The 21812-nt window shown below is 72.0% G+C and carries 22 protein-coding genes; 10 read left to right on the forward strand and 12 right to left on the reverse strand.

Annotated elements, in window-relative coordinates:
- Nucleotides 1-134: 134 nt before the first annotated feature.
- Nucleotides 135-1514, reverse strand: a complete 1380-nt coding sequence (gene lpdA, locus ABFX50_RS12390) for a dihydrolipoyl dehydrogenase (protein ID WP_183651916.1) — start codon at nt 1512-1514, stop codon at nt 135-137.
- 74 nt (nt 1515-1588) lie between these two features.
- Here lpdA and ABFX50_RS12395 point away from each other — a divergent pair, with 74 nt between their 5' ends.
- The 3 genes from ABFX50_RS12395 to ABFX50_RS12405 all read left to right on the forward strand — a co-directional run bounded on the left by ABFX50_RS12395 (nt 1589) and on the right by ABFX50_RS12405 (nt 3108).
- A complete protein-coding gene (locus tag ABFX50_RS12395) occupies nt 1589-2104 on the forward strand; it encodes a TetR/AcrR family transcriptional regulator (protein ID WP_346145993.1) in 516 nt (171 codons plus the stop codon).
- Nucleotides 2105-2179: 75 nt separating this feature from the next.
- On the forward strand, nt 2180-2608 hold the full coding sequence (locus tag ABFX50_RS12400) for a DUF4267 domain-containing protein (protein WP_346145995.1): 429 nt from the start codon (nt 2180-2182) through the stop codon (nt 2606-2608).
- 113 nt (nt 2609-2721) lie between these two features.
- Entirely contained in the window at nt 2722-3108 is a 387-nt protein-coding gene (locus tag ABFX50_RS12405; RefSeq protein WP_346145997.1) for a hypothetical protein, read from the forward strand.
- A 150-nt stretch (nt 3109-3258) separates the two neighbouring features.
- Here ABFX50_RS12405 and ABFX50_RS12410 read toward each other — a convergent pair whose 3' ends face one another.
- From ABFX50_RS12410 to ABFX50_RS12420, 3 genes are read right to left on the reverse strand one after another with little or no spacing between them, the layout of a single operon-like run.
- Nucleotides 3259-3861 carry a DUF3618 domain-containing protein gene (locus ABFX50_RS12410; protein ID WP_346145999.1) on the reverse strand — a complete coding sequence of 201 codons (603 nt, stop codon included), beginning with the start codon at nt 3859-3861 and terminating at the stop codon, nt 3259-3261.
- Nucleotides 3837-4235 carry a phage holin family protein gene (locus ABFX50_RS12415; protein WP_246452064.1) on the reverse strand — a complete coding sequence of 133 codons (399 nt, stop codon included), beginning with the start codon at nt 4233-4235 and terminating at the stop codon, nt 3837-3839. Before ABFX50_RS12415 ends, ABFX50_RS12410 begins: the two co-directional genes overlap by 25 nt.
- Nucleotides 4235-4654, reverse strand: a complete 420-nt coding sequence (locus tag ABFX50_RS12420) for a hypothetical protein (protein ID WP_346146002.1) — start codon at nt 4652-4654, stop codon at nt 4235-4237. The genes ABFX50_RS12415 and ABFX50_RS12420 overlap by 1 nt, the downstream gene beginning before the upstream one ends.
- 273 nt (nt 4655-4927) lie before the next feature.
- Here ABFX50_RS12420 and ABFX50_RS12425 point away from each other — a divergent pair, with 273 nt between their 5' ends.
- Genes ABFX50_RS12425 through ABFX50_RS12445 form a run of 5 tightly spaced genes read left to right on the forward strand, consistent with a single transcriptional unit; the run spans nt 4928 to nt 9224 of the window.
- Nucleotides 4928-5527: a biotin transporter BioY gene (locus ABFX50_RS12425; protein ID WP_346146004.1), complete on the forward strand. Its 600-nt coding sequence runs from the start codon at nt 4928-4930 to the stop codon at nt 5525-5527.
- A 7-nt stretch (nt 5528-5534) separates the two neighbouring features.
- A complete protein-coding gene (locus ABFX50_RS12430; RefSeq protein WP_346146006.1) occupies nt 5535-6851 on the forward strand; it encodes an AMP-binding protein in 1317 nt (438 codons plus the stop codon).
- A gap of 1 nt (nt 6852) precedes the next feature.
- Nucleotides 6853-7956, forward strand: a complete 1104-nt coding sequence (locus ABFX50_RS12435; RefSeq protein ID WP_346146008.1) for a thiolase family protein — start codon at nt 6853-6855, stop codon at nt 7954-7956.
- Entirely contained in the window at nt 7957-8631 is a 675-nt protein-coding gene (locus ABFX50_RS12440) for an energy-coupling factor ABC transporter ATP-binding protein (RefSeq protein WP_346146010.1), read from the forward strand. It abuts the gene before it with no gap.
- Nucleotides 8628-9224, forward strand: a complete 597-nt coding sequence (locus tag ABFX50_RS12445) for an energy-coupling factor transporter transmembrane component T family protein (protein ID WP_346146012.1) — start codon at nt 8628-8630, stop codon at nt 9222-9224. Before ABFX50_RS12440 ends, ABFX50_RS12445 begins: the two co-directional genes overlap by 4 nt.
- Here ABFX50_RS12445 and ABFX50_RS12450 read toward each other — a convergent pair.
- Nucleotides 9221-10045, reverse strand: coding sequence for an NmrA family NAD(P)-binding protein (locus ABFX50_RS12450; protein WP_346146014.1), 825 nt, complete (start codon nt 10043-10045; stop codon nt 9221-9223). The genes ABFX50_RS12445 and ABFX50_RS12450 overlap by 4 nt on opposite strands.
- Before the next feature lie 244 nt (nt 10046-10289).
- Here ABFX50_RS12450 and ABFX50_RS12455 point away from each other — a divergent pair, with 244 nt between their 5' ends.
- Nucleotides 10290-10661: a hypothetical protein gene (locus ABFX50_RS12455; RefSeq protein WP_183651951.1), complete on the forward strand. Its 372-nt coding sequence runs from the start codon at nt 10290-10292 to the stop codon at nt 10659-10661.
- A gap of 23 nt (nt 10662-10684) precedes the next feature.
- On the opposite strand, the gene ABFX50_RS12460 is transcribed toward ABFX50_RS12455, so the two are convergent.
- The 5 genes from ABFX50_RS12460 to ABFX50_RS12480 are packed head-to-tail and all read right to left on the reverse strand — an operon-like array spanning nt 10685 to nt 18103.
- Nucleotides 10685-11947, reverse strand: coding sequence for a DUF3089 domain-containing protein (locus tag ABFX50_RS12460; protein WP_346146016.1), 1263 nt, complete (start codon nt 11945-11947; stop codon nt 10685-10687).
- On the reverse strand, nt 11947-13161 hold the full coding sequence (locus tag ABFX50_RS12465; protein ID WP_346146019.1) for a PucR family transcriptional regulator: 1215 nt from the start codon (nt 13159-13161) through the stop codon (nt 11947-11949). The genes ABFX50_RS12460 and ABFX50_RS12465 overlap by 1 nt, the downstream gene beginning before the upstream one ends.
- 1 nt (nt 13162) lies before the next feature.
- Nucleotides 13163-15226, reverse strand: a complete 2064-nt coding sequence (locus ABFX50_RS12470) for a hypothetical protein (RefSeq protein ID WP_346146021.1) — start codon at nt 15224-15226, stop codon at nt 13163-13165.
- Nucleotides 15213-17537, reverse strand: a complete 2325-nt coding sequence (locus tag ABFX50_RS12475) for a glycoside hydrolase family 3 C-terminal domain-containing protein (protein ID WP_346146023.1) — start codon at nt 17535-17537, stop codon at nt 15213-15215. Before ABFX50_RS12475 ends, ABFX50_RS12470 begins: the two co-directional genes overlap by 14 nt.
- Nucleotides 17534-18103 carry a TetR/AcrR family transcriptional regulator gene (locus tag ABFX50_RS12480; RefSeq protein WP_346146025.1) on the reverse strand — a complete coding sequence of 190 codons (570 nt, stop codon included), beginning with the start codon at nt 18101-18103 and terminating at the stop codon, nt 17534-17536. Before ABFX50_RS12480 ends, ABFX50_RS12475 begins: the two co-directional genes overlap by 4 nt.
- 47 nt (nt 18104-18150) lie before the next feature.
- Here ABFX50_RS12480 and ABFX50_RS12485 point away from each other — a divergent pair, with 47 nt between their 5' ends.
- Nucleotides 18151-19080 (forward strand): alpha/beta hydrolase, encoded by a 930-nt coding sequence (locus tag ABFX50_RS12485; RefSeq protein ID WP_346146027.1) that lies wholly within the window; start codon nt 18151-18153, stop codon nt 19078-19080.
- Here the strand turns inward: ABFX50_RS12485 and ABFX50_RS12490 are convergent.
- Nucleotides 19058-20416, reverse strand: a complete 1359-nt coding sequence (locus tag ABFX50_RS12490; RefSeq protein WP_346146029.1) for a carboxylesterase/lipase family protein — start codon at nt 20414-20416, stop codon at nt 19058-19060. The genes ABFX50_RS12485 and ABFX50_RS12490 overlap by 23 nt on opposite strands.
- Nucleotides 20413-21759 (reverse strand): MFS transporter, encoded by a 1347-nt coding sequence (locus tag ABFX50_RS12495; RefSeq protein WP_346146031.1) that lies wholly within the window; start codon nt 21757-21759, stop codon nt 20413-20415. The genes ABFX50_RS12490 and ABFX50_RS12495 overlap by 4 nt, the downstream gene beginning before the upstream one ends.
- Nucleotides 21760-21812 lie beyond the last annotated feature (53 nt).

Below are 21812 nucleotides of genomic sequence, written 5' to 3' on the forward strand. Positions count from 1 at the left end.
CCGCCGGGACCGGAGCGCCGCAAGCAACCGGCTTCACGAGCCGCCGGACGACGACAGACCGCCGGGGCGGGCGGGCGCCAGGAGCGGTCGGCTCCTCGGGCCGCTGGGGGCCCGAGGACGCCTGCGTGCGGACGTCACATGTTGATCATGTGGCCCGCGAGGCCGTGGATCGCCTCCTTGACCGCCTCACCGAGCGTCGGGTGGGCGTGCACGTTGCGCGCCACCTCGTGGACGGTGAGATCCCACTGCTGGGCCAGGGTCAGCTCGGGCAGCAGCTCGGTGACCTCGGGGCCGATCAGGTGGGCGCCGAGCAGCTCGCCGTGCGTGTCGTCGGCGATGATCTTCACGAAGCCCTGGGCGTCGCCGAGCCCGTGGGCCTTGCCGTTCGCGGTGAAGGGGAACTTGACCACCTTCACGTCGTAGCCCAGGTCGCGGGCCTGCGCCTCGGTGAAGCCGAAGCTGGCGATCTGCGGCTGGCAGTACGTGGCGCGCGGGATCATCGGGAAGTCGAGCTCCATGGTCTCCGCGCCGCCGATCGTCTCGGCCGCGATGATGCCCATGGACTCGGCGGCGTGGGCCAGCATCAGCTTGGCGGTGACGTCGCCGATGGCGTAGATGTGCGGCACGTTGGTGCGCCCGCGCCCGTCCACCGCGATCGCGCCCCTGTCGGTCAGCTTGACGCCGGTGTTCTCCAGGCCGTAGCCCTCCACCCGCGGCTGGAAGCCGATGGCCTGCAGCACCTTGTCTGCCTCGAGCACCTGCTGCTGGCCGTCCTTGGAGACCGTGACCTTCACCGAGGCGCCGGTGTCCTCGATGTTGTCGACCTTGGTCGAGGTGAGCACGTCGATGCCGAGCTTGCGGTAGCGCTTGGCCAGCTCCGCCGACACCTCCTCGTCCTCGAGGGGCACCACGCGGTCGAGGAACTCCACGATCGTCACCTTGACGCCGTAGTTGTGCAGGACGTAGGCGAACTCCACGCCGATGGCGCCCGCGCCCGCGATGATGATGCTGCCGGGCAGGTCCTCGGTGAGGATCTGCTCCTCGTAGGTCACCACGCGCTCCGACAGGCTGGTGCCGGGGATGAGGCGGGTGGTGGTGCCCGCGGCGATGATGGCGTTGCCGAAGGTGATGCTCTCGCCGTTCACCTCGATGGTGTTGGCGTCGACGAAGGTGCCGCGACCGTTGTACTCGGTGATCGAGTTCTTCTTCATCAGGTAGTGCACGCCCTTGACGCGCCCGTCGGCCACCTTGCGGCTGCGCTGGAAGGCGGCTCCGTAGTCGAAGCTCACCTCGCCGCTGATGCCGAAGGTCTTGGCCTCCTTGGTGAAGATGTGCGCGAGCTCCGCGTTGCGCAGCAGCGCCTTGGAGGGGATGCAGCCCACGTTCAGGCAGACGCCGCCCCAGTACTTCTCCTCGATGACGGCCGTGCGAAGGCCGAGCTGGGCGGCGCGGACCGCCGCCGTGTATCCCCCGGGCCCCGCGCCGAGGACGACAACGTCGAAGTGAGTGCTCATGCTCCGGACACTATTGGACGCGGATTGTTCCGCCGAACTTGACCCCATTAGTGATTAGCCACTAACTTTCTCGCATGGTCAGAATGAGCGCCGAGGAACGGCGCGAGAGCGTCATCCGTGCCGCGATCTCCGAGTTCGCGCACGGCGGCTACCACGGCACCTCGACCGAGACGATCGCCCGCCGCGTCGGCGTCAGCCAGCCGTACCTCTTCAGGCTCTTCCCCGGCAAGCAGGCCATCTTCCTGGCGGCGGCCACCCGCTGCCTGGCGGAGACCCGCCGCGTGCTGGAGGAGGCCCGCACCGACGCCGACCCGCACATGTCGATGGCCGCGGCCTACAAGACCTTCATCGAGGACCGCGACATGCTGCTCATGCAGATGCAGGTCTACGTCGCGGTCGCCGCCATGGAGGACGAGTTCGGCGCGGAGGTCCGCAAGGTGTGGGAAGACTGGTGGGACTCCATGCACCTGCTCCTCGGCGCCGACACGCACGAGACGACCTTCTTCATGTCGTACGGCATGCTCATCAACACCCTCGTCTCCCTCGGCTTCCCCATCAGCCATCGCGTCTGGGCCGACTTCGCCCCCTGATCCCTCATCGGGGCGCGCCGGCGTCGCCGCACGCCCATGAAACTTAGTGACTAATAACTAATCAAGGAGTCTGTCATGAACCGCGTCGCCACCGTCCTCGCCGTTATCGGCGCTCTGTTCATCGCCTACATCGGCGTCAGCTATCTCTTCGCGCCGCAGGCCACCGCCGCCGGGTTCGGCCTGCCCTTCATCCCGTCCGACAACGGGTTCCTCCAGGTCAAGGGCGTCCGGGATCTGGCATCAGGGCTCATCATCGTCGCCCTCCTCGCCACCGGTCAGCGCCGCGCCCTCGGCTGGACGATGCTCGCCATGGCCCTCATCCCGTTCGGCGACGCCGCCCTCGTCCTCGGCCACGGCGGGTCGGCCGTCATGGCGTACTTCGTCCACGGCCTCACCGCCGTCCTGGTCGCCCTGACCGGCGCGCTGCTCCTGCGGACCGCTCACGGTCGCCCCGCGAACACCTCCGGCGCCCTGCCCCGCCACGACACGGCCGCCACCAGCTGAGCCACCCCCTGAACGCCAGCCCCTCCCCGCCACATCCACCCCTCGCCGGGGCCGCCCGCCCCGGCGGCAGCCGCAGCCTGGTCCCACCGTTCTCGGTGTGCCATGGTGTGCCGGTGACTGATCAACTCGCCTCGCGGATGCCCGTGGTCGCCCACGCGTCCAGGATCGTGCTGGCGATCCAGGCCGTCGTCGGGCTCCTCGGTCTGTTCTTCATGCTGGGCGTGCCGTCCGGACTGACGATCGTCGGCATCGTCTTCGCCGTGATGCTGCTGCTGACAGCGGCGCTGCTGTTCGTGGTGGTGAGATGGCACTCGAGAAGAAGAGCCGTCCTGATCCTGGCGATCATCGTGGAGGCAGTGGCTCTGGGGCTCCAGGTCCTGCCGCCTGTCCTTCTCGGCTACGTCATCCTCGGCGACCTGCTCAACCCCCACGTGATCCTGCCCGCGACGGCGTTGGTCCTGCTGTGCGCGCCGGGGACCAGATCCTGGTTCGACCGCTGACCGTCGTCCTCCTACACATGCCCGTCGCCCGGCAGGTCCCGTCTCCAGCGGGTTCCTGACATGAAGCACTCCGGGTCGATCACGAGCGGGTGGTCTGGCGGGAGGGAGCCATGGGCGCGGGTCCTGGAGCGCGCCCACGGGGGTACCGGTCTAGAAGCCGTCCCTCCTGACGTTCTGGGCCTGCTCTCGCGCCTCCTGTCCCGTCGAGCGGGCGGCTTCGGCGGCGGTCTGCCTGACCTGCTCACCGGCCTGGCGGGCGGCCTCCTTCGCCTCCTGTCCCAGGTGCTGGGCCGATTCCTTCAGCGACTCGGCCATGGGCTCCACGTACTCCCTGGCCTGTCGCGCGGCCTCGCGCTCGGCGCGGGTCTCGGGGATGACGCTGGCCGCGAGCAGCCCCGCGCCGAAGGCGATGAGGCCCGCCGCCATCGGGTTGCCCCGAGCCGTACGGGCCGCCTGGGCGGGAACCGAGGCGACGGCGTCGACCGCCTGGCGTCCGGTCTCCGCCACCTGGTGGGCGGCCTGCCGTCCGGTCTCGGCGGTCTGGTGGGCGGCCTGCCTGCCGGTCTGCGCCGCCTGGGTGGGGACGCCCATGACCCGCTCGCGCCACGTGCGGGCGGCCGCGCGGACGCGGGCGGCTCGGCGCCTGGCGATCCGCGAGGGGCTGGTGCGCTCGGCGAGCCTGTCGACGTCGCCGGTCAGCTCCGCCCGGGTCTGGCTGATCTCTTGCCTTATCTCGTCAGGTCTCGTGCCCATCGAGCATCCTCCTTGAGCGTTTCGACGGTCTGCTCCGGCTTGACGGACACCTCGCGCGCGAGGGTGCGGCCCTTGCCGTACAGCACCGCGCCGGCGACGGCCCAGAGGGCCGCGACGATCAGCGAGGCCCAGCCCGCGTCCATGACGTTGGCCAGCCCGAACACCAGAGCCAGGCTGAGCAGGACGGCGGTCATGACGCCGGCGAAGCCGGCGCCGCCGAACATGCCTCCCGCCTTGGCGGCCTTGCGCGCCTCTTCCTTGATCTCCGCCCTGGCCAGGGCGACCTCCTGCCTGAACAGCTTCGACAGGTCCTCGCCTATCTCACCGACCAGCTCGCCGATCGAGCGGTCGGGCCGACCGATCGGCTCGCTCATCATGGGCCTCCTGTGGTGCTCGGCCCGGTGTACGGATCCCTGACCTGCCGGTGCGTCTCCTCCTGGGCGGCGTCGGCCCCTGCCTTGATGATCCGTCCGACGAGGAATCCCACGGCGGCGGCGCCGGCGAGGAAGACTCCTGGACGCGTGCGGGCGAAGTGCTGAACCTCCCGCACGACCCCGGACAGGCCCTGCTCCTCCAGGTAGTCGGCGGCCCGCTGGCCGGTGTTCGCCACCTGGTGAGCCGCCGAGCGCATGGGCGAGTCAGGCTTGCTGCTCTCCGCCATCGAGGCGAGATCGTCGGCCCACTGGCGGATGCTCCGCGCCGCCTTGTGCGTCTGGGAGTCGGCCTCTCTGCCGACTCGGTCCTTGAGGTGCCCCGCGACCCTGCTCGCCTGTGACCTGGCTTCGCCCGTCACCACGGCGGCCTGACGGCGCGCGGTATCTGCTACCTCTGATGCCGGTCTGTTGCCGGTTGACTGATATTCAGTCACCTTGCCTCCAGATGCCTAGCTTTGAACGGCTGCGGCTACCCGGACGCGAGGCGGCGACTCTTTCCGCGAGGACACGGGTCTGTTGCTTGTTCGAGAGGCAGGTACCGTTGTCACGTCCGTGTAGCTCAGACGAACACCGAGAATGTTGTGGGATCTCTCCATGCTTGAACCCAGACGTCCTGGTGTGGGATCAGACGCATGACGAATGAATCCCCCCGCCGCAGGTTCCCTACCGGCGACCTGGCCAGGATCAGCGTGTTCGCGGCCCTGATCGCCGTGCTCGGCCTGCCCGGTGCGCTCAACGTCTTCGGCAACGCCGTCCCCATCACCCTCCAGACGTTCGGCGTGATGCTGGCGGGGGCCATCCTCGGATCGTGGCGCGCCGCCCTCGCGGTCGCCGTGCTGATCCTGCTCGTCGCCGCGGGTCTGCCGCTGCTGGCGGGCGGACGCGGCGGGCTCGGCGTCTTCACCGGGCCCTCGGTCGGCTTCCTGCTCGGCTGGCTGCCCGGAGCGGCCCTGACCGGCTGGATCGTGGAGCGCGGCGGCAGCAACCCCGGCATCGTACGGCTGGTCGTCGCCTGCCTGGCGGGCGGCGTCGGAGTGATCTACCTGTTCGGCATCCCCGTCCAGGCCGCGGTCACCGGGCTTCCGCTGGCGCAGGCGGCGCTGCTCAGCCTGGCGTTCGTGCCTGGCGACGTGGCCAAGGCGGTGCTGGCCGCGGTCGTGGCCAGGGGCACCCAGCGGGCCTACCCCGACGCGATCCCCGCCGTCCACAGCGAGCGCGTCAAGGCCGGTTGAGCCCAGCATGCCGGTCGCCGCACAGGTCCTGCGTCACGCCACCGAACGTCCACATCAGCTCGCGCTGTGCGGCCCCGGAGGCTCGCTCACCTACGCCCAGCTGTGGGAGCGCGTCAGCACCCGGCGCCTGGGCGACAAGGGACTGGTCGCGATCAGCCTGGCCGACCCCGTGGAGCAGCTGGTGACGGTGCTGGCCGCCGACCTGGCGGGCGCCACTCCGCTGCTGTGCGAGGCTGATCAGTTCGCCAGGGTGACGGCCGCGGTCCCGGTGAGCATGCACGTCGAAAGCGCGCTGCCCGAGGCTCCCGACCCCGCGCCCTCGCCCAGCGAAGGCCCCGACGACCTGGCGTGGGCGTGTCTCACCTCGGGCAGCACCGGCAGACCGCGCGCGGTCGTGCGCACCCGCCACTCGTGGACGGGCTCCTTCCCCCACCTGAGCGAGCTGGCGGGCATCGGCCCCGACGACGTGGTGCTGGTGCCGGGCCCGCTGGTCTCCTCCCTGTACGGCTTCGCCGCCGTGCACGCGCTGGCGGCGGGCGCCACGGCCATCGTGCCCGGACGCTGGTCGCCAGGAACGCTGACCGTCCAGCTCAGGCGGGCGAGCGTGGTCCACCTGGTGCCGCACAGGCTGCCGGCCGTCCTGGCGGTGGTGGAGGAGGTCGGCGGGCCGCTGCGCACGGCGGTGGTCGGCGGCGCGGCGCTTCCTGAGCGCTCCCGCGCCATGGCGGCGAAGGCGGGGGTGCGCGTCGTGTCGTACTACGGCGCGACGGAGATGTCCTTCGTGGCCGTGGACGCCGACGGCTCGGGGCTGCGGCCCTTCCCCCAGGTGGAGATCGAGGTCAGGCGCGGCGAGGTGTGGGCGCGCTCGCCGTGGATGGCGCAGGGATACCTCGCGGGGGCGGCGGGCCCGCTCACGACCGACGCCGAGGGCTGGACGAGCGTGGGCGACCTGGCCGAGCCGTACCGCCCAGGCGAGGTGCTCAGGCTGCGCGGCAGAGGCGACGGCGCGATACAGACCGGTGGCGCGACCGTGGTGCCCGAGGACGTGGAGGCGGTGCTGCGCGACGTGCGGGGCGTGACCGACCTGGTCGTCATCGGCTCGCCGCATCCGCAGCTCGGCTCGGTGGTCACGGCGGTCGTGGAGGGCTCGCCCTCGCGGTCGGCGCTCGAGACGGCCGCGCGTGAAGGGCTCGACCCCGCGCAGCGCCCCCGCCGCTGGTACGCCATGGGCGCGCTGCCCCGCACGCCCACCGGCAAGCCCGCGCGCGCTCTGGTCGCCGCGCGCCTGGCCGATGACGATCCCGCGATCAGCCGGCTGGTGTGAGATGAGCGAGCAGCCCGTCGTCGTGGCGGCGCGCCGTACCCCCATCGGCACCGCGGGCCACGCCTACAGGTCGCTGACGGCCGACCGGCTCGCCGCGCCCGTCATCGCGGCGGTCGCGGCCGAGGTGTCCCACCTTGCCGTCGAGGACGTGGTGCTCGGCAACTGCATGGGGCCGGGCGGCAACCTGGCCCGCGTGTCGGCGCTGGCGGCGGGGCTCGGGCACGAGGTCCCCGGTGTCACCGTGGACCGCCAGTGCGGCAGCGGGCTGGCCGCGATCCTGCTGGCGGGCCAGGCGATCCGCGCGGGAGATCTGGAGCTCGTCGTGGCGGGCGGGGTGGAGAGCGCCTCCACCGCGCCGCTGCGGACCATGCGCGGCGCGGCCGGGCCGTACCCGAGGGCGCCCTTCGCACCCGAGGGGCATCCCGACCCCGACATGGGGCCCGCGGCGGAGGCGCTGGCGACGGCGCGCGGCGTGAGCAGGGAGCGGCAGGACGCCTACGCCCACCGCAGCCACGCGCTGGCGCTGGCCGCCGACTTCGGCGAGGAGATCGTGCCCGTCGGCGGCAGGTCCGCCGACGAGCGGCCGCGCGCGCTGCGCATGGCCACGCTCGCCAGGCTTCCCTCGGCCTTCGTACTCGGCGGCACGGTCACGGCGGGCAACTCCTCGCCCATCAGCGACGGCGCCGCCGCCGTGGCCCTGGTCCCCGACCGGCTGCGCGAAGGGCGGCCGGGGCTGCGGCTGGTGGCGGGCGCGGTCGTCGGCTGCGACCCCTCTCTGCCCGGCTGGGGCCCCGTGCCCGCCGTACGGCGGGTGCTGGGCCGTACAGGGGTGACGATGGAGCAGGTCGCCGCCGTGGAGATCGTGGAGGCGTTCGCCGCGCAGGTGCTCGCGGTGACCGACGCGCTCGAGGCCGACCTGGACAGGGTCTGTGCCCAGGGCGGCGCGCTCGCCCTCGGACACCCGTGGGGCGCGACCGGCGCGGTGGTCGTGACCAGGCTGTTCAGCAGGCTCGTGCGGGCGGGCGCGCCCCAGGGCACGCTCGGACTCGCGGCGGCCGCGGTAGGCGGCGGCCTGGGCGTCGCGGCCCTGTTCGAGGTGGTGTGAGTGATCGAGTTCACCGACGTCCACGTACGGCTCGGCCGGCGCGACGTGCTGTCCGGCATCACGCTCTCGCTGACCGAGCGCCGCGTCGGCGTGGTCGGCGCGAACGGTTCGGGCAAGAGCACGCTCGCCCGCCTGATCAACGGCCTGGCCATGCCCACCTCGGGCACGGTCACCGTCCTCGGCCACGACACCCGCCGCCACGCCGCCCGCATCAGGCGCGAGGTCGGCTTCCTGTTCACCGATCCCGACGCGCAGATCGTGATGCCCACGGTCGCCGAGGACGTCGCCTTCTCCCTGCGCCGCAAGGGCCTGTCCGCCGCCGAGGTGGCGGACAGGGTGGAGCAGGTGCTGTCGAGGCACGGCCTGGCCGACCACGCCGACCACCCCGCCCACCAGCTGTCCGGCGGGCAGAAGCAGCTCCTCGCGCTCTGCTCCGTCCTGGTGCTCGAACCTCGGATCCTGATCATGGACGAGCCCACCACGCTGCTCGACCTGCGGCACTCCCGCGTGGTGGCCGAGCTCCTGGGCGAGCTCCCCCAGCAGGTCGTCGTGGTCACCCACGATCTCGGGCTGCTCGACTCCTTCGACCGGGTGCTGGTCCTCGACGAGGGCAGAATCGTCGCCGACGGGCTGCCCTCGTCGGCGATCGACCACTATCGCAAGCTCATGTCGTGATCGGGATCTACGTTCCCGGCGACTCGCTCCTTCACCGCCTGCCCGCGTGGGCCAAGGTGCTGGGCCTGGTCGTGTCGTGCACGGTGCTCGTGCTGCTCGGCTCCCTCGCCGCGCTCGCCGGGTTCAGCGCCTTCGTCGCGACCCTGTACGTCGTCTCCGGCGTCGGGTTCACCGCCGCGTGGGCGCAGATCCGGCCGCTGCGCTGGTTCGCGCTCGTGCTGTTCGTGATGCAGTTCGTGCTGATGGGCCTCGACACGGCCGTCGTCTCCACGCTGCGCATCGTCCTCGCGGTCGCCCTGGCAGGGCTGGTCACCCTCACCACCCGCTTCGCGGACATGATGACCTTCTTCGAGCGCTGCTTCGGGCCGCTGCGCAGGGTGGGCGTCGATCCCTTCCGCGTGTCGCTGCTCCTGTCCCTCACCGTGCGCAGCGTGCCGGTCATCTCGGCGCTCGCCACCCGGGTACGCGAGGCGCAGCGGGCCCGCGGGGTCTCGTGGAGCATGCGCGCCTTCGCCATCCCGCTGGTGGTCAGCGCGCTCCGGCACGCGGACGCCCTCGGCGAGGCCCTGAGCGCCCGCGGCCTGGACGACTAACCCTGCTGGAAGCGCTCCGCGTGCTCGGCCGCCCACTGGGCGAAGGTGCGGGGCGGGCGCCCGATGATCCGCTCGACCGTCGGCACCACCGTGTACACCTCGGGCGGCGGGTTGCCCTGCCAGTCGGCCAGCAGGTCGATGAGCTCCTCGTCGTAGCCCGCCTTCCTCCAGCGCTCCCTGGCCTGCTCCTCGCTCAGCTCGACGAACTCCAGCTTCCTGCCGAGCACCTCGGCGAGCACGCTCAGCCGCTGGCGCGCAGTGAGCGTCTCGGGGCCGGTCAGCGTGTAGGACCTGCCGCCGTGCCCGCCGTCGACCAGCACTCTCGCGGAGACCTCGCCGACGTCCGCCTCATGCACGACCGCGCCGGGCACGTCGGCGAACGGCTCCTCCACCCTGCCCTCGGCCTTGATCGCCGGTGCCCAGTGGAGCGTGTTGCTCATGAAGTCGACGGCCTCCAGCCTGGTCCACTCCAGGTCGCTGGCCGCGAAGGCCTCCTCGACGGGGCCGGTCTTGCCGTTCCACAGCAGGGTGACCCGCCGTACGCCGGCCTTCTCCATCAGCTCGGCGAGCTCCGGTCCTGTGCGCAGCGTGGCGTAGTCGTCCCCGCCCATGGTCAGCAGATGCGCCCCTGTCACGCCGTCGAGCGCGGGCCCGAGGGTGGCGGGGTCGGTGAGATCTCCTCGCACCACCTCCACCCCCTCGGGCAGGTTCGCCTTGGCGGGGTCGCGGGTCAGCGCCCTGACGTGCTGCCCCTCCTTCAGCAACTGGCCGACCACGTGCCTGCCGGCTTTCCCTGTCGCCCCTGTCACGAGAAACGTCATAGCCGTGGACGCTACGCGCTCGTACCCGCGTCCCACCTCGGCCGCCGGGCCGGGCCTGCCGTACGGCTTTGGGCCTAGGACTCACCGGCGCCCGAGGCCGAGGGCGCTGACCCCTGCGGCCGGGGCGAGCGCGACGAGCGGGGACGGCGAAGGCGGAGCGGTGGCTGTCGGTGCGATCCTGCGAGGTGACGACGACGGCAAGGATGATCTAGATCTGTCGTAGCCGCTCGCTACCGTCTCGCACATGACCCACGAGAGCGTGATAGCGACCTGGCGGCAGCTGCTGCATCCCGGCAGGTCGTGGGTGCTGTTCGCCAACGGCACCTGCGTGATCCTGATGGAGCCCGACGGCGATCTGGCCGGGCAGGCCAGAGACCTGCTCCGCGAGTTCGGCCCTGTCCAGGCGGGCACGCCCGCGGGCGACTTCACCACCATCGGCCTCGACGACGCGCCCGGCTGGGCCGTGACCTGCCACCACCCCGACATCCTGACCTACGTCGCCGACGACGAGCTCGAGGCCGACGACGATCTGACCGTCGGCCTCTTCGGGCGGGGCAAGCGCGACCAGGACGGGCACGAGCTGGTCGTCGTCCATGTCGAGGACAAGCGCTCCTAGCCCGATCGGGGGCACGGCGGCCGTCATGGTCTCCAGACGGCCGCCTGGGCGGCGACGAGCGCGGCCACGTCGCCGAGGACGACGCTGTGGTCGGCCACGTGCAGGCCCAGCACGTGGTCGGGCGCGGTCGAGGGGAACAGGTGGTCGCCGCCGCTGACCTGCAGCCAGTTGACGGGCCCCTTCTCGTCCACCGCTCTGGCGCAGCGTCCGCGCAGGGTGTCGGTGTAGCGGTCGTAGCCGGTGGGGTGCCGGCTGAACCGATAGCTGCCCAGCAGCAGGGTGAGTGAGCCGTTCGGGGTGAGCGCGTTGCCGTTGAGCAGCTTCCTGGTGGGCAGGTAGGCGTCGAGGTAGGGCTCCTCGCCTCCGCGCAGGAGCTGGGCGGGGTTGACGCAGACGACCTCGTTGCCCGGCGTGGTGGTACGGCCGAAGGCTCCGTCCGGCGGCGCGCCCTCGGGCCTGTTGTAGGCGGAGAAGGAGACCAGGCAGCCGGTCGGCATCGGGTCGGCGGCCGAGGGCCTGCGGCAGACGGGGACACCGCCGTACGCGTCGGTGGCCACCGGCACGTCGATGTTGCCGCCGAGCAGGATCGCCGACACCAGGTTGCGCTGCGAGGGCGTGCCGTCGATCTTGTCTCTGAGCAGCGTGGCGAGCTGCCAGGTGCCCTGCGAGTGGCCCAGCAGGACCACGCCCCTGCGCTTGCCCGTGACGGGGTCGAGGTTGTCGTGCGTCCAGTAGTGCTCCCACGCCTGCTGGACGTCCAGGGTTCCCGGACGCATGTCGGTGGGCAGCCCCGTGATGATGCCGACCGCGAGCGCGCTGAGCGGCACCTGACGGTAGACCGGCACGAACAGCCTGCACGTGGTGGCGAGCCTGCCGATCTGCACGAGCGTGACGGCCAGTTCCTCGTCACGCGGCAGCGGGGGCAGCGAGCCGATCTGCAGCAGCGGGTTGGAGACCAGGTCGACGGTGGGGTAGGCGTAGAAGCAGTCGACGGGCGGCGGGGCGGCGACCTCGAAGGGCTCGTGGGTGAGCGTGCCGTCCGCGCCGACCCTGGTGGCGTCGAGCGGGGTGGTCGCCCCGCTGGGGTAGCGGGGCAGGGTCTGGGGAAGCCCGGCGGCGTCCTGGCCGCACAGGTTGTTCGGCTTGCCCGGTTTGCACAGCCACACAGGTTCGGCCAGCGGCCCGGCGATGCCGACGGACTCCTCGGGCGCGCCGGCCGCCGCGGGCGGCGCCCCCGCCATGGCGATGACCAGTGCGGAGAGCAGGGCACGTACGGCTCGCGACATCATCGCCTCCAGCGGGGACGGGCTGTCCCCAGATCCTGCTGGAACGATGTTCTGGAGTCACTAGGCCCGGGACGCCGCTTCCGAGCGGACTCCTGTGCGGGCGCACAACCCGTGAGGCGCAGCGCGAGCACTCCCGTGTAGAGCGCGGCCACGTCCTCAGGGCGCTCCAGCGACCTGCCGGTGAGCTGCTCGATCCTGTCCAGCCTGTTGCGGACGGTGTTGCGATGGCAGTAGAGCCGTCTGGCCAGGTCGGCGGTGGACTCCCCCGTCTCCAGCCAGATCTCGAGCACCTCCAGCAGGCGGGCGCTCTCCCTGCTGCCGAGCAGCGGGCCGAGCACCGTGCCCGCCAGCCGTTCGGCGAGGTCGGGGCTTGCGGCCAGCAGCGCGCCCACGGGCCGCGCGTCCACCGTGGCCACGCCCGTGGCACCCGCGGGCAGGCTCGCCCGCGCCAGCGTGGCAAGACGCAGCGCCGCAGCCGTCTCGGTCAGCCGCTCGTACGGCGGGCTGACGCCTGCCCTGCCGTCCATGCCCTCGAAGGCGCGGACGGGCAGCACCCCCACCTGGTCCTCGGCGCGCAGCCGCCACGCGCTCCCCCTCGGCATCGTCACGCCGAGGTCGGCGACCACGCACAGGTAGGGGCCACTGGCGGGCAGGCCGAGCGCCTGCGCGCTGCCGTCGAGCGCCGTCCAGTCGCTCACCCTGCCCTCGATGAGCAGGTCCAGCAGCACCAGCCGTTTCCGCTCGTCGTGCCTGGTCAGCTCGACCACGGTCTCCCTGTAGCTCTCGGTGACCGCCACCGAGTAGGCGTCGACGAGGGTCCAGACCGTGGTCATGGAGGTGGCCAGCGTGTCGACGGGGTAGCGGGGATCGGCCGTCGCCCGCTCCACCAGGCTCTCCCAGACCACCCTGAACCCGATCCTGTAGGCGTGGAGCAGCGCCCCCAGCGGGAAGCCCTGCGCCGCCCGCAGGCGAGCGGTCTGCCTGGCCGCCTCCGTGGAGGGCGGGCGCTGCTCGGCCAGGTCGGTCAGCTGCGTGACGAGGTTGCGCCTGTTGTGCTCCCTGACCTCGGCCAGTCTTTCTGTGTCGAGCGCGGCGTAGGTCGCGTCCTCGGCCACGATCGCCGTGAAGACCCTGCGGGTCAGCTCGGGAACCTCCCGCAGCAGACCGGCGGCCAGCCGGGCCACGGGAGGGTGGTCCACCCTGTGCGGTCGCACATCATCCCCCTGAGGAGAGGTCTGCGTCGGAGGGGAAGTCGCCCAGCCCCTCGTGGCGGACCCGCCAGGAGCCGTCGCGGGGGAAGCCGTCCTGTTTGGCCATCATCGCGACGGCGGCGAGCAGGCCGCCGTTGGCGGGCAGGTAGACGCTCAGCCCTCCAGGGAACTGCGGCACGTGCCCGCTGACGAGTGTCATGTTCTTGCCGGTGTCCATGAGCAGCGCGTCGACCGCCGAGGCGGGCCTTCCGAGCTTGGTGGCGCACATCGCCAGCACGGGGTAGTCCCAGCCCCAGGTGGTGCGGAAGTCCCAGCGGGCCAGCACGTCGTCGTAGGTCGCCGCCATGGTCTCCAGGTCGATCAGCGGGGTCCTCGGCAGGAAGCCGAGCGCCATCAGCATCGAGGGATGGTCGTCGGGCAGGGTGTAGGGCTCGACCGCCACCGCCGCGTAGCGGCCCTCTCGGACGGCGGGCCTGGCCAGGCCGTCGATGACGGCGTCCCAGTCGGCGCGTCTTTCCATGCCGAGCCGCTCCCTCCAGCTCTGCGCGACGCCCAGCGCCCAACGCCAGTAGGTCAGCTCGAACGTCGGGTCGGCCGTACGCGCCCTGCCCGGGTAGTAGGTCTCCTGCGCGGGCACGACGGGCGGCCCGAGATGGCAGGTGCCGCCGTCCCACTCGGCGAAGTCGGCCATGAACTCGGCGGTCCCGAAGACGATCTCCTTGTGCCGCTCCAGCACGTCGGGGTCGTCGCTGTTCAGCCTGAGCAGCTCGGCGTAGTAGATCGGGTGCGGCTGCTGCCAGATGATGAACGCGCCGATGTCGGACGGCGACTCGCGCCCGTCGGGGCCGGTCTGCTTGGGCCAGCGCACTCCGGCGTAGCCCTGCCGCCGCGCGCTCTCCCTGCCCACGCCGAGGATCGACCCGTACCAGCCGAGACCCCTTTCGAGCAGGTCGGGCCTGCCCCACACGGCGAAGTGCGCGGCGTGCCACCAGTGCATCTCCAGGTGGAACTTGCCGCCCCACGAGTTGTGGACCAGCCCCGACTCCTGCGGCGGCAGCACGCCCGCGCTGTGGACGGCGGTGAGGTAGCGGGACAACACGACCCTGCGCTCGAGCTCGGGGGCGCGGGGGTCGGTGCTGCCCTCGAAGCTCACGGCGGCGCCGCGGGTCCAGAAGTCGCGCCAGTGCGCGGCGGCCGCCGCCCTCACCTCCTCGAAGCCCGGCAGGTCGCCTGTCCGCACCGGGCCGAAGGCGACCGTGGCGTGGAGGGCGGGGGCGGCGGTGGAGAGCTCCAGCTCGGGGCCGATCACGCTGTCGGCCGCCACCCGCACGACGTAGCAGGCGTCGCCGACCGTCCGCACGGCCGACGCCCTGCCGTACACGGTCTCCTGCGTCAGCCGTTCGTCCTTGACCAGTGGGTCGCCCTGGTCGGGGAAGGACAGCCTGAGCCGCAGCTCCCCCGCGGCCAGGAGCGGCGACTCCACCCTGGTGGCCACCAGGTGGAGGCGCGGGTGGGCGACCGTCCACACCTCGACGGGACGGCCCAGCACCTCGAAGCGCGCGTGCACGCAGCCCGTCCACAGGTCGAGCTCGACGCGCGTGGCCTCAAGGTCGCCGAGCGCGACCCGTCCGCAGGGGAAGTCGAGGCCGAGCCTGCCGAGGTCGAGCCTGCGCGGGTTGGCGTACAGCCACGCCGCCGCCTCGGGCACGGGACCGAGCCCGTCGGGATAGCGCACCTCGCCCCGCCTGGTCGCGTAGCCCGTGGAGGCCTCGTCCAGCGTGTACGGCGCGGCAGGCTCCGTGGCGTACCACCCCCACGTGGACTGGGTGCGCAGCGGCACGGGGAAGTCGTCGAGGTCGAACTCCCTCACGGGCAGCCGCCTGACGCCGTGCTCGTCGGTCACCAGGGCCGGCCTGGGCGGCAGTTCGTGCTCGGCGGGGAAGGTCTGCAGCCCCGTGACGTCGACGTTGAAGGCGAAGTCGCCGTTGCCGACGCTCAGCGTCGAGGAGGGATGCCACGCCGTCACGACGACGTTGTGGGCGCGGACCAGCCGCTCACGGTCGATCATCGCGCACCCTCGCCGCCAGCTCCTCGAGGCTGTCCGGGTCGATCTTCGAGCCGGGGAACCTGGCCAGGCGGCTCAGCGGGATCGAGCCGAGGGTCCTGGCGTACTCCTCGCTCAGGAAGCGGGACGGCTCCCGCGCCACGCCGAGCAGCGCCGTACGGCCCGCGTCGTCGGCGAACCAGTCGCCGAGCGGCGAGTCCGGCGTCAGCGGCGGCCGCCTGCCCGCCACGTCGAGGGTGACCTCCGCGTGCAGGCGCAGGTCCCTGGACGAGGCGCCCACGTGGACGCTCGCCGTGCCGGGTTCGGCCGCCCATCGGCCCTCCCGCACGTCGAAGTAGGAGAAGTCGCGATAGCCGAGGCCGAAGCGGACCACGGCGCTCTCGCCCGGCTCCAGCGCGACCTTGGTGAAGCCGCGCAGCTCCCTGACCGGCCGTCCGACCGTGGCGCTCGGCGCCGACACGTAGAGCTGCGCCACCTCACGCCCCTGCCTGCCGCCCGTGTTGGTGACGCGGGCCGCGACCTCGACCTCGATCTCCTCGTCGGCTCCCTTCACCGACACCGTGAGGTCGGAGTAGGCGAAGGTGGTGTAGGACAGGCCGTGGCCGAAGGGGTAGGCGACCTCACCGCGCACGGCGTCGTGGTAGCGGTAGCCGACGAAGACGCCTTCGCCGTACCTCACCTGGTCGGGGTCGCCGGGGAAGTTCAGGAAGCTGGGGGTGTCCTCCAGGCGCAGGGGGATCGTCTCTGCCAGCCGTCCCGACGGGTTGGCCACGCCGTACAGCAGGTCGGCGAGGGCGCCGCCGCCCGCCTGGCCGAGCAGCCAGCCCTCCAGGATCGCGGCCACCCGCGCGTCCCATCCCGACACGGCCACCACACCGCCGTTGGACAGCACGACGACCGTCGTCGTGCCCGTGGCGATCACGGCGTCGAGCATCGCGCGCTGGCCTGCAGGCAGGTCGAGGTGGGCGCGGTCGTAGCCCTCCGACTCCTCGCCCTCGGGCAGGCCGAGGAAGACCACCGCGACCTGCGCCGCGGCGGCGACCTCACGGGCCTGCTCGACGAGCGCCTCGTCGGGCTCGCCGTGGTCGAGGCGGTAGCCGGGGGCGAAGGGGAGGTCGGCGCCGGCGAGGGCGCGCATCTCGGTGAGCGCGTCGTCCAGCCTGGTCGGCACGATCTGCGAGCTGCCGGCGCCCTGGTAGCGGGGGGTGCGGGCGAGCTCGCCGAGGACCGCGACGGAGGTGGAGGTGGCCAGCGGCAGGACGCCGTCGTTCTTCAACAGCACCGCGCACTGCGCGGCGACCTCGCGAGCCAGCCGGTGATGCGCGCAGGCCCGCACCCCGTCGATCTCGACGGCCCCTCCGCCCTCGGCGACCATCACGGCTCCGGGTCGCGCGCCGGGGGCCGACGCGACAGAGTCTTCGGGCTGGACGGCGGAGGACTCCGGGAGGAGGGCTTCGGGCTGGGCGGCGCGGGCTTTGGCGACGAGGGCCAGGACGCGCGAGACGGCGAGGTCGAGCAGGGCGGGGTCGAGCCTGCCGATCCTCACGGCCTCGACGAGCAGCGCGTCGGTGATGCCGCCCGAGGTGGGCATCTCCAGGTCGAGCCCGGCCCACACCCCCGCCACCCTGTCGTCGACCGCGCCCCAGTCGGACATGACCAGGCCGTCGAACCCCCACTCCTCGCGCAGGACGGTGGTGAGCAGCCAGCGGTTCTGGGAGGCGTACTCGCCGTTGACCTTGTTGTAGGCGCACATCACGGTCCACGGTCTGGCGCGCTTCACCACATGTTCGAAGGCGGCCAGGTAGATCTCGCGCAGCGTGCGCTCGTCCACCTCGGCGCTGACCCTCAGCCTGTTGGTCTCCTGATTGTTGGCGGCGAAGTGCTTCAGCGCGGCGCCGACGCCGCTCGACTGCACGCCCTCGACGAGCGCCGCCCCGAGCACGCCGCTGACCAGCGGGTCCTCCGACAGGTACTCGAAGTTGCGACCGCACAGCGGCGAGCGCTTGATGTTGATGCCGGGGCCGAGCAGCACCTGCACGCCCAGCGCCCGCGCCTCGGCCCCGAGAGCGGCGCCCACCCCGCGTAACAGGTCAGGATCCCAGGAGGAGCCGAGGGCGACGGCGGGCGGCATGCAGGTGGCGGGGATGCTGCGGCCGATGCCGAGATGGTCGCCGCCCGTGAGCTGACGGCGCACCCCGTGGGGACCGTCGCTCAGCGTGATCGAGGCGATGCCCGCGCGTTCGACGGGCTTGGTGGTCCAGAGCGACGCCCCCGAGGTCAGCGCCGCCTTCTCGGCGAGGGTCAGGTCGTTCACGGCGTGATCGTGTCCAGGTAGGCCTCGAGCGAGGCGAGCAGGTCGAATTCGGGGTCGATCAGCCACTGGGTCTGCAACCCGTCGAGGACGGCGATGAGCACGGGACCCGTGGCCCTGGCGTCGACCTCGCCTCTGCTCTGGGCCTTGGCGAGCGTGGTGGAGAACAGTTCACGGCTGGTGCGGTAGCGCTGCACGAAGAAGTCGTGGGCGGGATGCTCGGGATCGCAGGCCTCGGCCGAGAGGGTCACGAACAGCCGCATGACGCCCGCGGTGTCCATGTTGCGGATCATGAGCTCGCGGACCGCGAGGCGGAAGCTGCCCAGCTCCTCCCAGGTCTCCTCGAACCAGGTGGTGTCGGCCTCGCTGCGCTCCTGCAGCAGCGCGGCGAGGAGCTCCTCCTTGGAGGGGAAGTAGTGCAGGACGCCCGCGAGCGTGAGCCCGACCTGGGCGGCCACGTCCCGCAGGGAGGCTCCTCTGTAGCCCTTGAGACTGAACAACTCGCGGGCTGCGGCGAGGATCTGCTTTCTGCGTGCGACGCCCACGGAGGAGGGCTTTCGAGCGGTCATGAGATCAAGGCTAACAAAAACCACCAATCAGTTGGTAGGTTTTTTGCATGCCGCTCGACCCCCTGCTCGTTCCGCTGCTCGAGGTCCACTCCTCACTGCCTCCCACCCCGGAAGGGACAAGCGCCGCCGAGCGCCGCCGCGAACGCGACGAGGCCAGGCGATCGGCCGATGGGAGCCCCTACGCCAGGTACATCGAGGCCGCGCCCGACGTGGACGAGGTCTACGAGGACAGCGTCCCGCCCGACGGCGTCGCCGTCCGCGTCTACCGTCACGGACCCGTGAGTGCGGGCACGCTCGTCTACTACCACGGCGGCGGCTGGTGGTCGGGCCACCCCGACGACTCCGACACCCGGTGCAGGACCATCGCCGCGGGCACCGGCCTCACGGTGGTCAGCGTCGACTACCGCCTCGCCCCCGAACACCGCTTCCCTGCCGGGGCGGAGGACTGCTACCGCGCGCTGGAGTGGGCGGCCGAGAGCTTCGGCCCCGGCTGGCTGGGCGTCACGGGAGAGAGCGCGGGCGGCAACCTCGCCGCGGTGATGGCGCTGCTGGCGAGAGAGCGCGGCGGGCCCACGCTCGATCTCCAGATCATGGAGATCCCCGCCTTCGACCTCACACTGTCCTCCCCCTCGATCGCGACGTACGCCGAGGGTTACGTGCTGACGGCCAAGGAGCTGCGCTGGTGCGTCGAGAACTACCTCGGCGGCCACGACCCCGCCGACCCGCTCGTCTCCCCGCTGTTCGCCGACGACCTGACAGGGCTGCCTCCCGCGGTCATCCTGACGGCCGAGTGCGACCCGCTCGCCGACGACGGCAGCCGCTACGCCGCACGACTGCGTGAGAGCGGGGTGCCCGTGACGCACGTGGAGTTCGAAGGGCAGGTCCACGGCTCGCAGATGCTCACCGGACTCCTGCCCGTCGCCCGCGCCTGGCGGAAGACCCTGCTCGACTCCATCAGGGCGAGCCTGAAGTCCTGACCACACCGCCGCCCGGTGAGTCGAAGACCATCACCGGGCGGCCCTCGTCCCACGCGGGCCAGCCCGGGTCGCCGTCCTTGACGAAGCGCACCCACGCGGCGTGCATCCTGTCGGCCAGCTCCAGCGGACGGCCGGACCCGCCGATCATCTCGGCGTCGGAGCTGTCGAGCGTGTCGAAGACGTAGGCCAGCTCCGTCGCGTGCGCGGCGCCGAGATCCATGACGGGCGAGCGCCACGCGAACTCGTACATCCACGTGCGTCCTCGGCGGGCGTCGGCCAGCGCGTTCATCGGCCTGCGCAGCAGCGCGTCGGTGACCAGCGCGCCGAAGACGTCGCCGCTGCTCGCACCTGGGCGGGCCGCGAAGTCCCTGAAACGCACTCTGGCAGCCAGCACGTGGAGCCGGCCGATCTTGTCGATCTTCCCTGTGGGCACCGTCCACAGCCTGAACTCCTCGGCCGTGTGGCCCATCATGAGCGGGATGTCCGCGCCCGCGCCCGCCAGCAGGGCGGTTCCGGGGTCCGAGGGAACCAGCTCGTCTCCCGGCACCACGCCGAAGCCCACGCCCTTGGCCAGCACCCGCGTCTGGCAGGCCAGCAGCTCCTCGGGCGGCACCCGCGCGAACTCCTCCCGCGTCGCCCGCACTCCGAGCTCCTTGGCCATCAGGCGGGTGATCCGCCTGGCCTTGCCCGCCCGCCCAGGAGCCAGCGGACCGCTCTGCACGACGGCCTGGGCGAACAGCTCGCCCGCCGAGGGATGGGCGAGCAGCGCGGCCACCGCCCCGCCGCCTGCCGACTGGCCCGCCACCGTCACCCTGCCCGGATCCCCTCCGAAGGCCGCGATGTTGTCGCGCACCCAGCGCAGCGCGGCGAACTGGTCGGCCAGCCCGAGGTTGGCGGGTGCGTCGTCGAGCACGGAGAAGCCCTCGGCGCCCAGCCGGTAGTTGATCGACACCAGCACGACGCCGTCACGGGCGAAGGCGCTCCCTTCGTAGGTGGCGAGGGCGTTGCCGCCCCTGGTGAGCGCGCCGCCCGGCACCCACACCATGACGGGGTGCCCCGTGCCCTCCGCCGGCGCCCAGATGTTGAGGTTGAGCACCTCCTCGCCGTGGATGATCAAGCTGGGCAGGACCTTCTCCAGCCCTCCGGCGTACGGCACCTGCGGCGGTGTGGGGCCCATGCTCGTCGCCTCTCGCACGCCGGCCCACGCGTCGTGCGGCCTGGGCGGCGCGAACCTGTCGGCCCCGTACGGCGCGGCGGCGTAGGGCACGCCGAGGAACCTGGCCACGCCACGCTCCACCGTCCCCCGCACCCTGCCCTGGGCGGTCTTGACGATCATGCCGGCTCCACCACGGCCGTGCGCCGCTCGGCCAGCCGCCGCGAAGCCTCGCGCGCCACCTCACCGCTGATCGGGTAGAGGAGGAAGGCCAGCGCGCCCACCAGGCCGATCCCCGCGGGAACGAGACTCTGCGCCATGAGGATGCCGTCCAGCGTCTCCTCGCTCTGCGCCACTCCGCCGCTGCGGTAGCCGGTCAGCGCCAGCGTGTACGCCAGCAGGCCGCCGCCCACACCCCCTCCCGCCTTGGCCGCGAACGAGGTCATCGCCGTGAGTGAGGCCTCGGTCCTGAAACCGTGCTTCCACTCGGTGTAGTCGGTCAGCTCGGCCAGCAGCACCAGGCTGAGCGACACCGCCCCGCCCAGGCCCACCCCCGTCAGGGCGAAGCAGGCCAGCACAGGCACGGGATCGGGTGGCACGGCCATCAGCGCCGCCAGGCCCGTGATCGACACGCCCAAGCTCGCCACGTAGAGCGGCTTGGCCCCGGCCCGCCTGGCCAGCACGGGCACCGCCACGGCCCCCGCCACCATCGGGATCGCCATCACGAACGCCGCCGCCGACAGGTACACCGTGTCGCCGATGTAGTAGAGGAAGAAGTACGGCATCGCCGCCGTGAGCGCCCCGCTGGCCGCCTGCACCGACACCTTCGACAGCAGCAGGATCGGCACCGCCCTGCCGGAGAAGAACACCCTGCGCACGTCCGACAGGCGGTAGCGCTCGGGCGAGAGCGGCACCACCCTCTCGCGCACCCGCAGCACCATGACGACGACCAGGCAGAACCCCAGGATCGCGGAGCCGATGACGTAGGTGAGCCATCCGCGTGTGCCCCCTCCCAGCAGGTTCACGACCGGCAGCGTCAGCCCCGTGGCCAGCGCCGCCGCGAACAGCCCGGTGACGCCGACGATCGCGGCGAGCTGGCCGCGCGCTCCCTGGTCTGCGCTCATCGCGGGCACCAGCGAGGTCATCGGGATCTGGAACAGGTCGAGCAGCAGGCCCCACAGCAGGTAGGTGATCCACAGGGCGACGAGCGCGTCGGGCAGGAGCGCGGGAACGACGAAGAGCGCGATGACGCAGCACACGCATAACACCGCGCCGACGAGCACGTACGGTCTGAACCTGCCCCAGCGGGTGGGAGGGAGGTGGTCGACGAGGTAGCCCATGATCGGATCGCTGGCGCCGTCGGCGACCCTGGCGACCAGCATGAGCGTGCCGACGGCCGCCGCGCCCAGGCCCACGATGTCGGTGAGGTACAGCAGGAGGAAGCCGGAGCCCGCGCCCATCAGCACGCCACCCCACACCCCCGAGAAGAAGGCGAACTTCTCCGCCATGCCGGGCCTGTCGTCCATCCCGCCACCCCTCGCTCGAAGACCTACCAACTGATAGGTAGATGCTTCAGGCT

Origin of the sequence: Nonomuraea recticatena (genome assembly GCF_039533245.1) — a bacterium.
Classification (GTDB): Bacteria; Actinomycetota; Actinomycetes; order Streptosporangiales; family Streptosporangiaceae; genus Nonomuraea; species Nonomuraea roseola.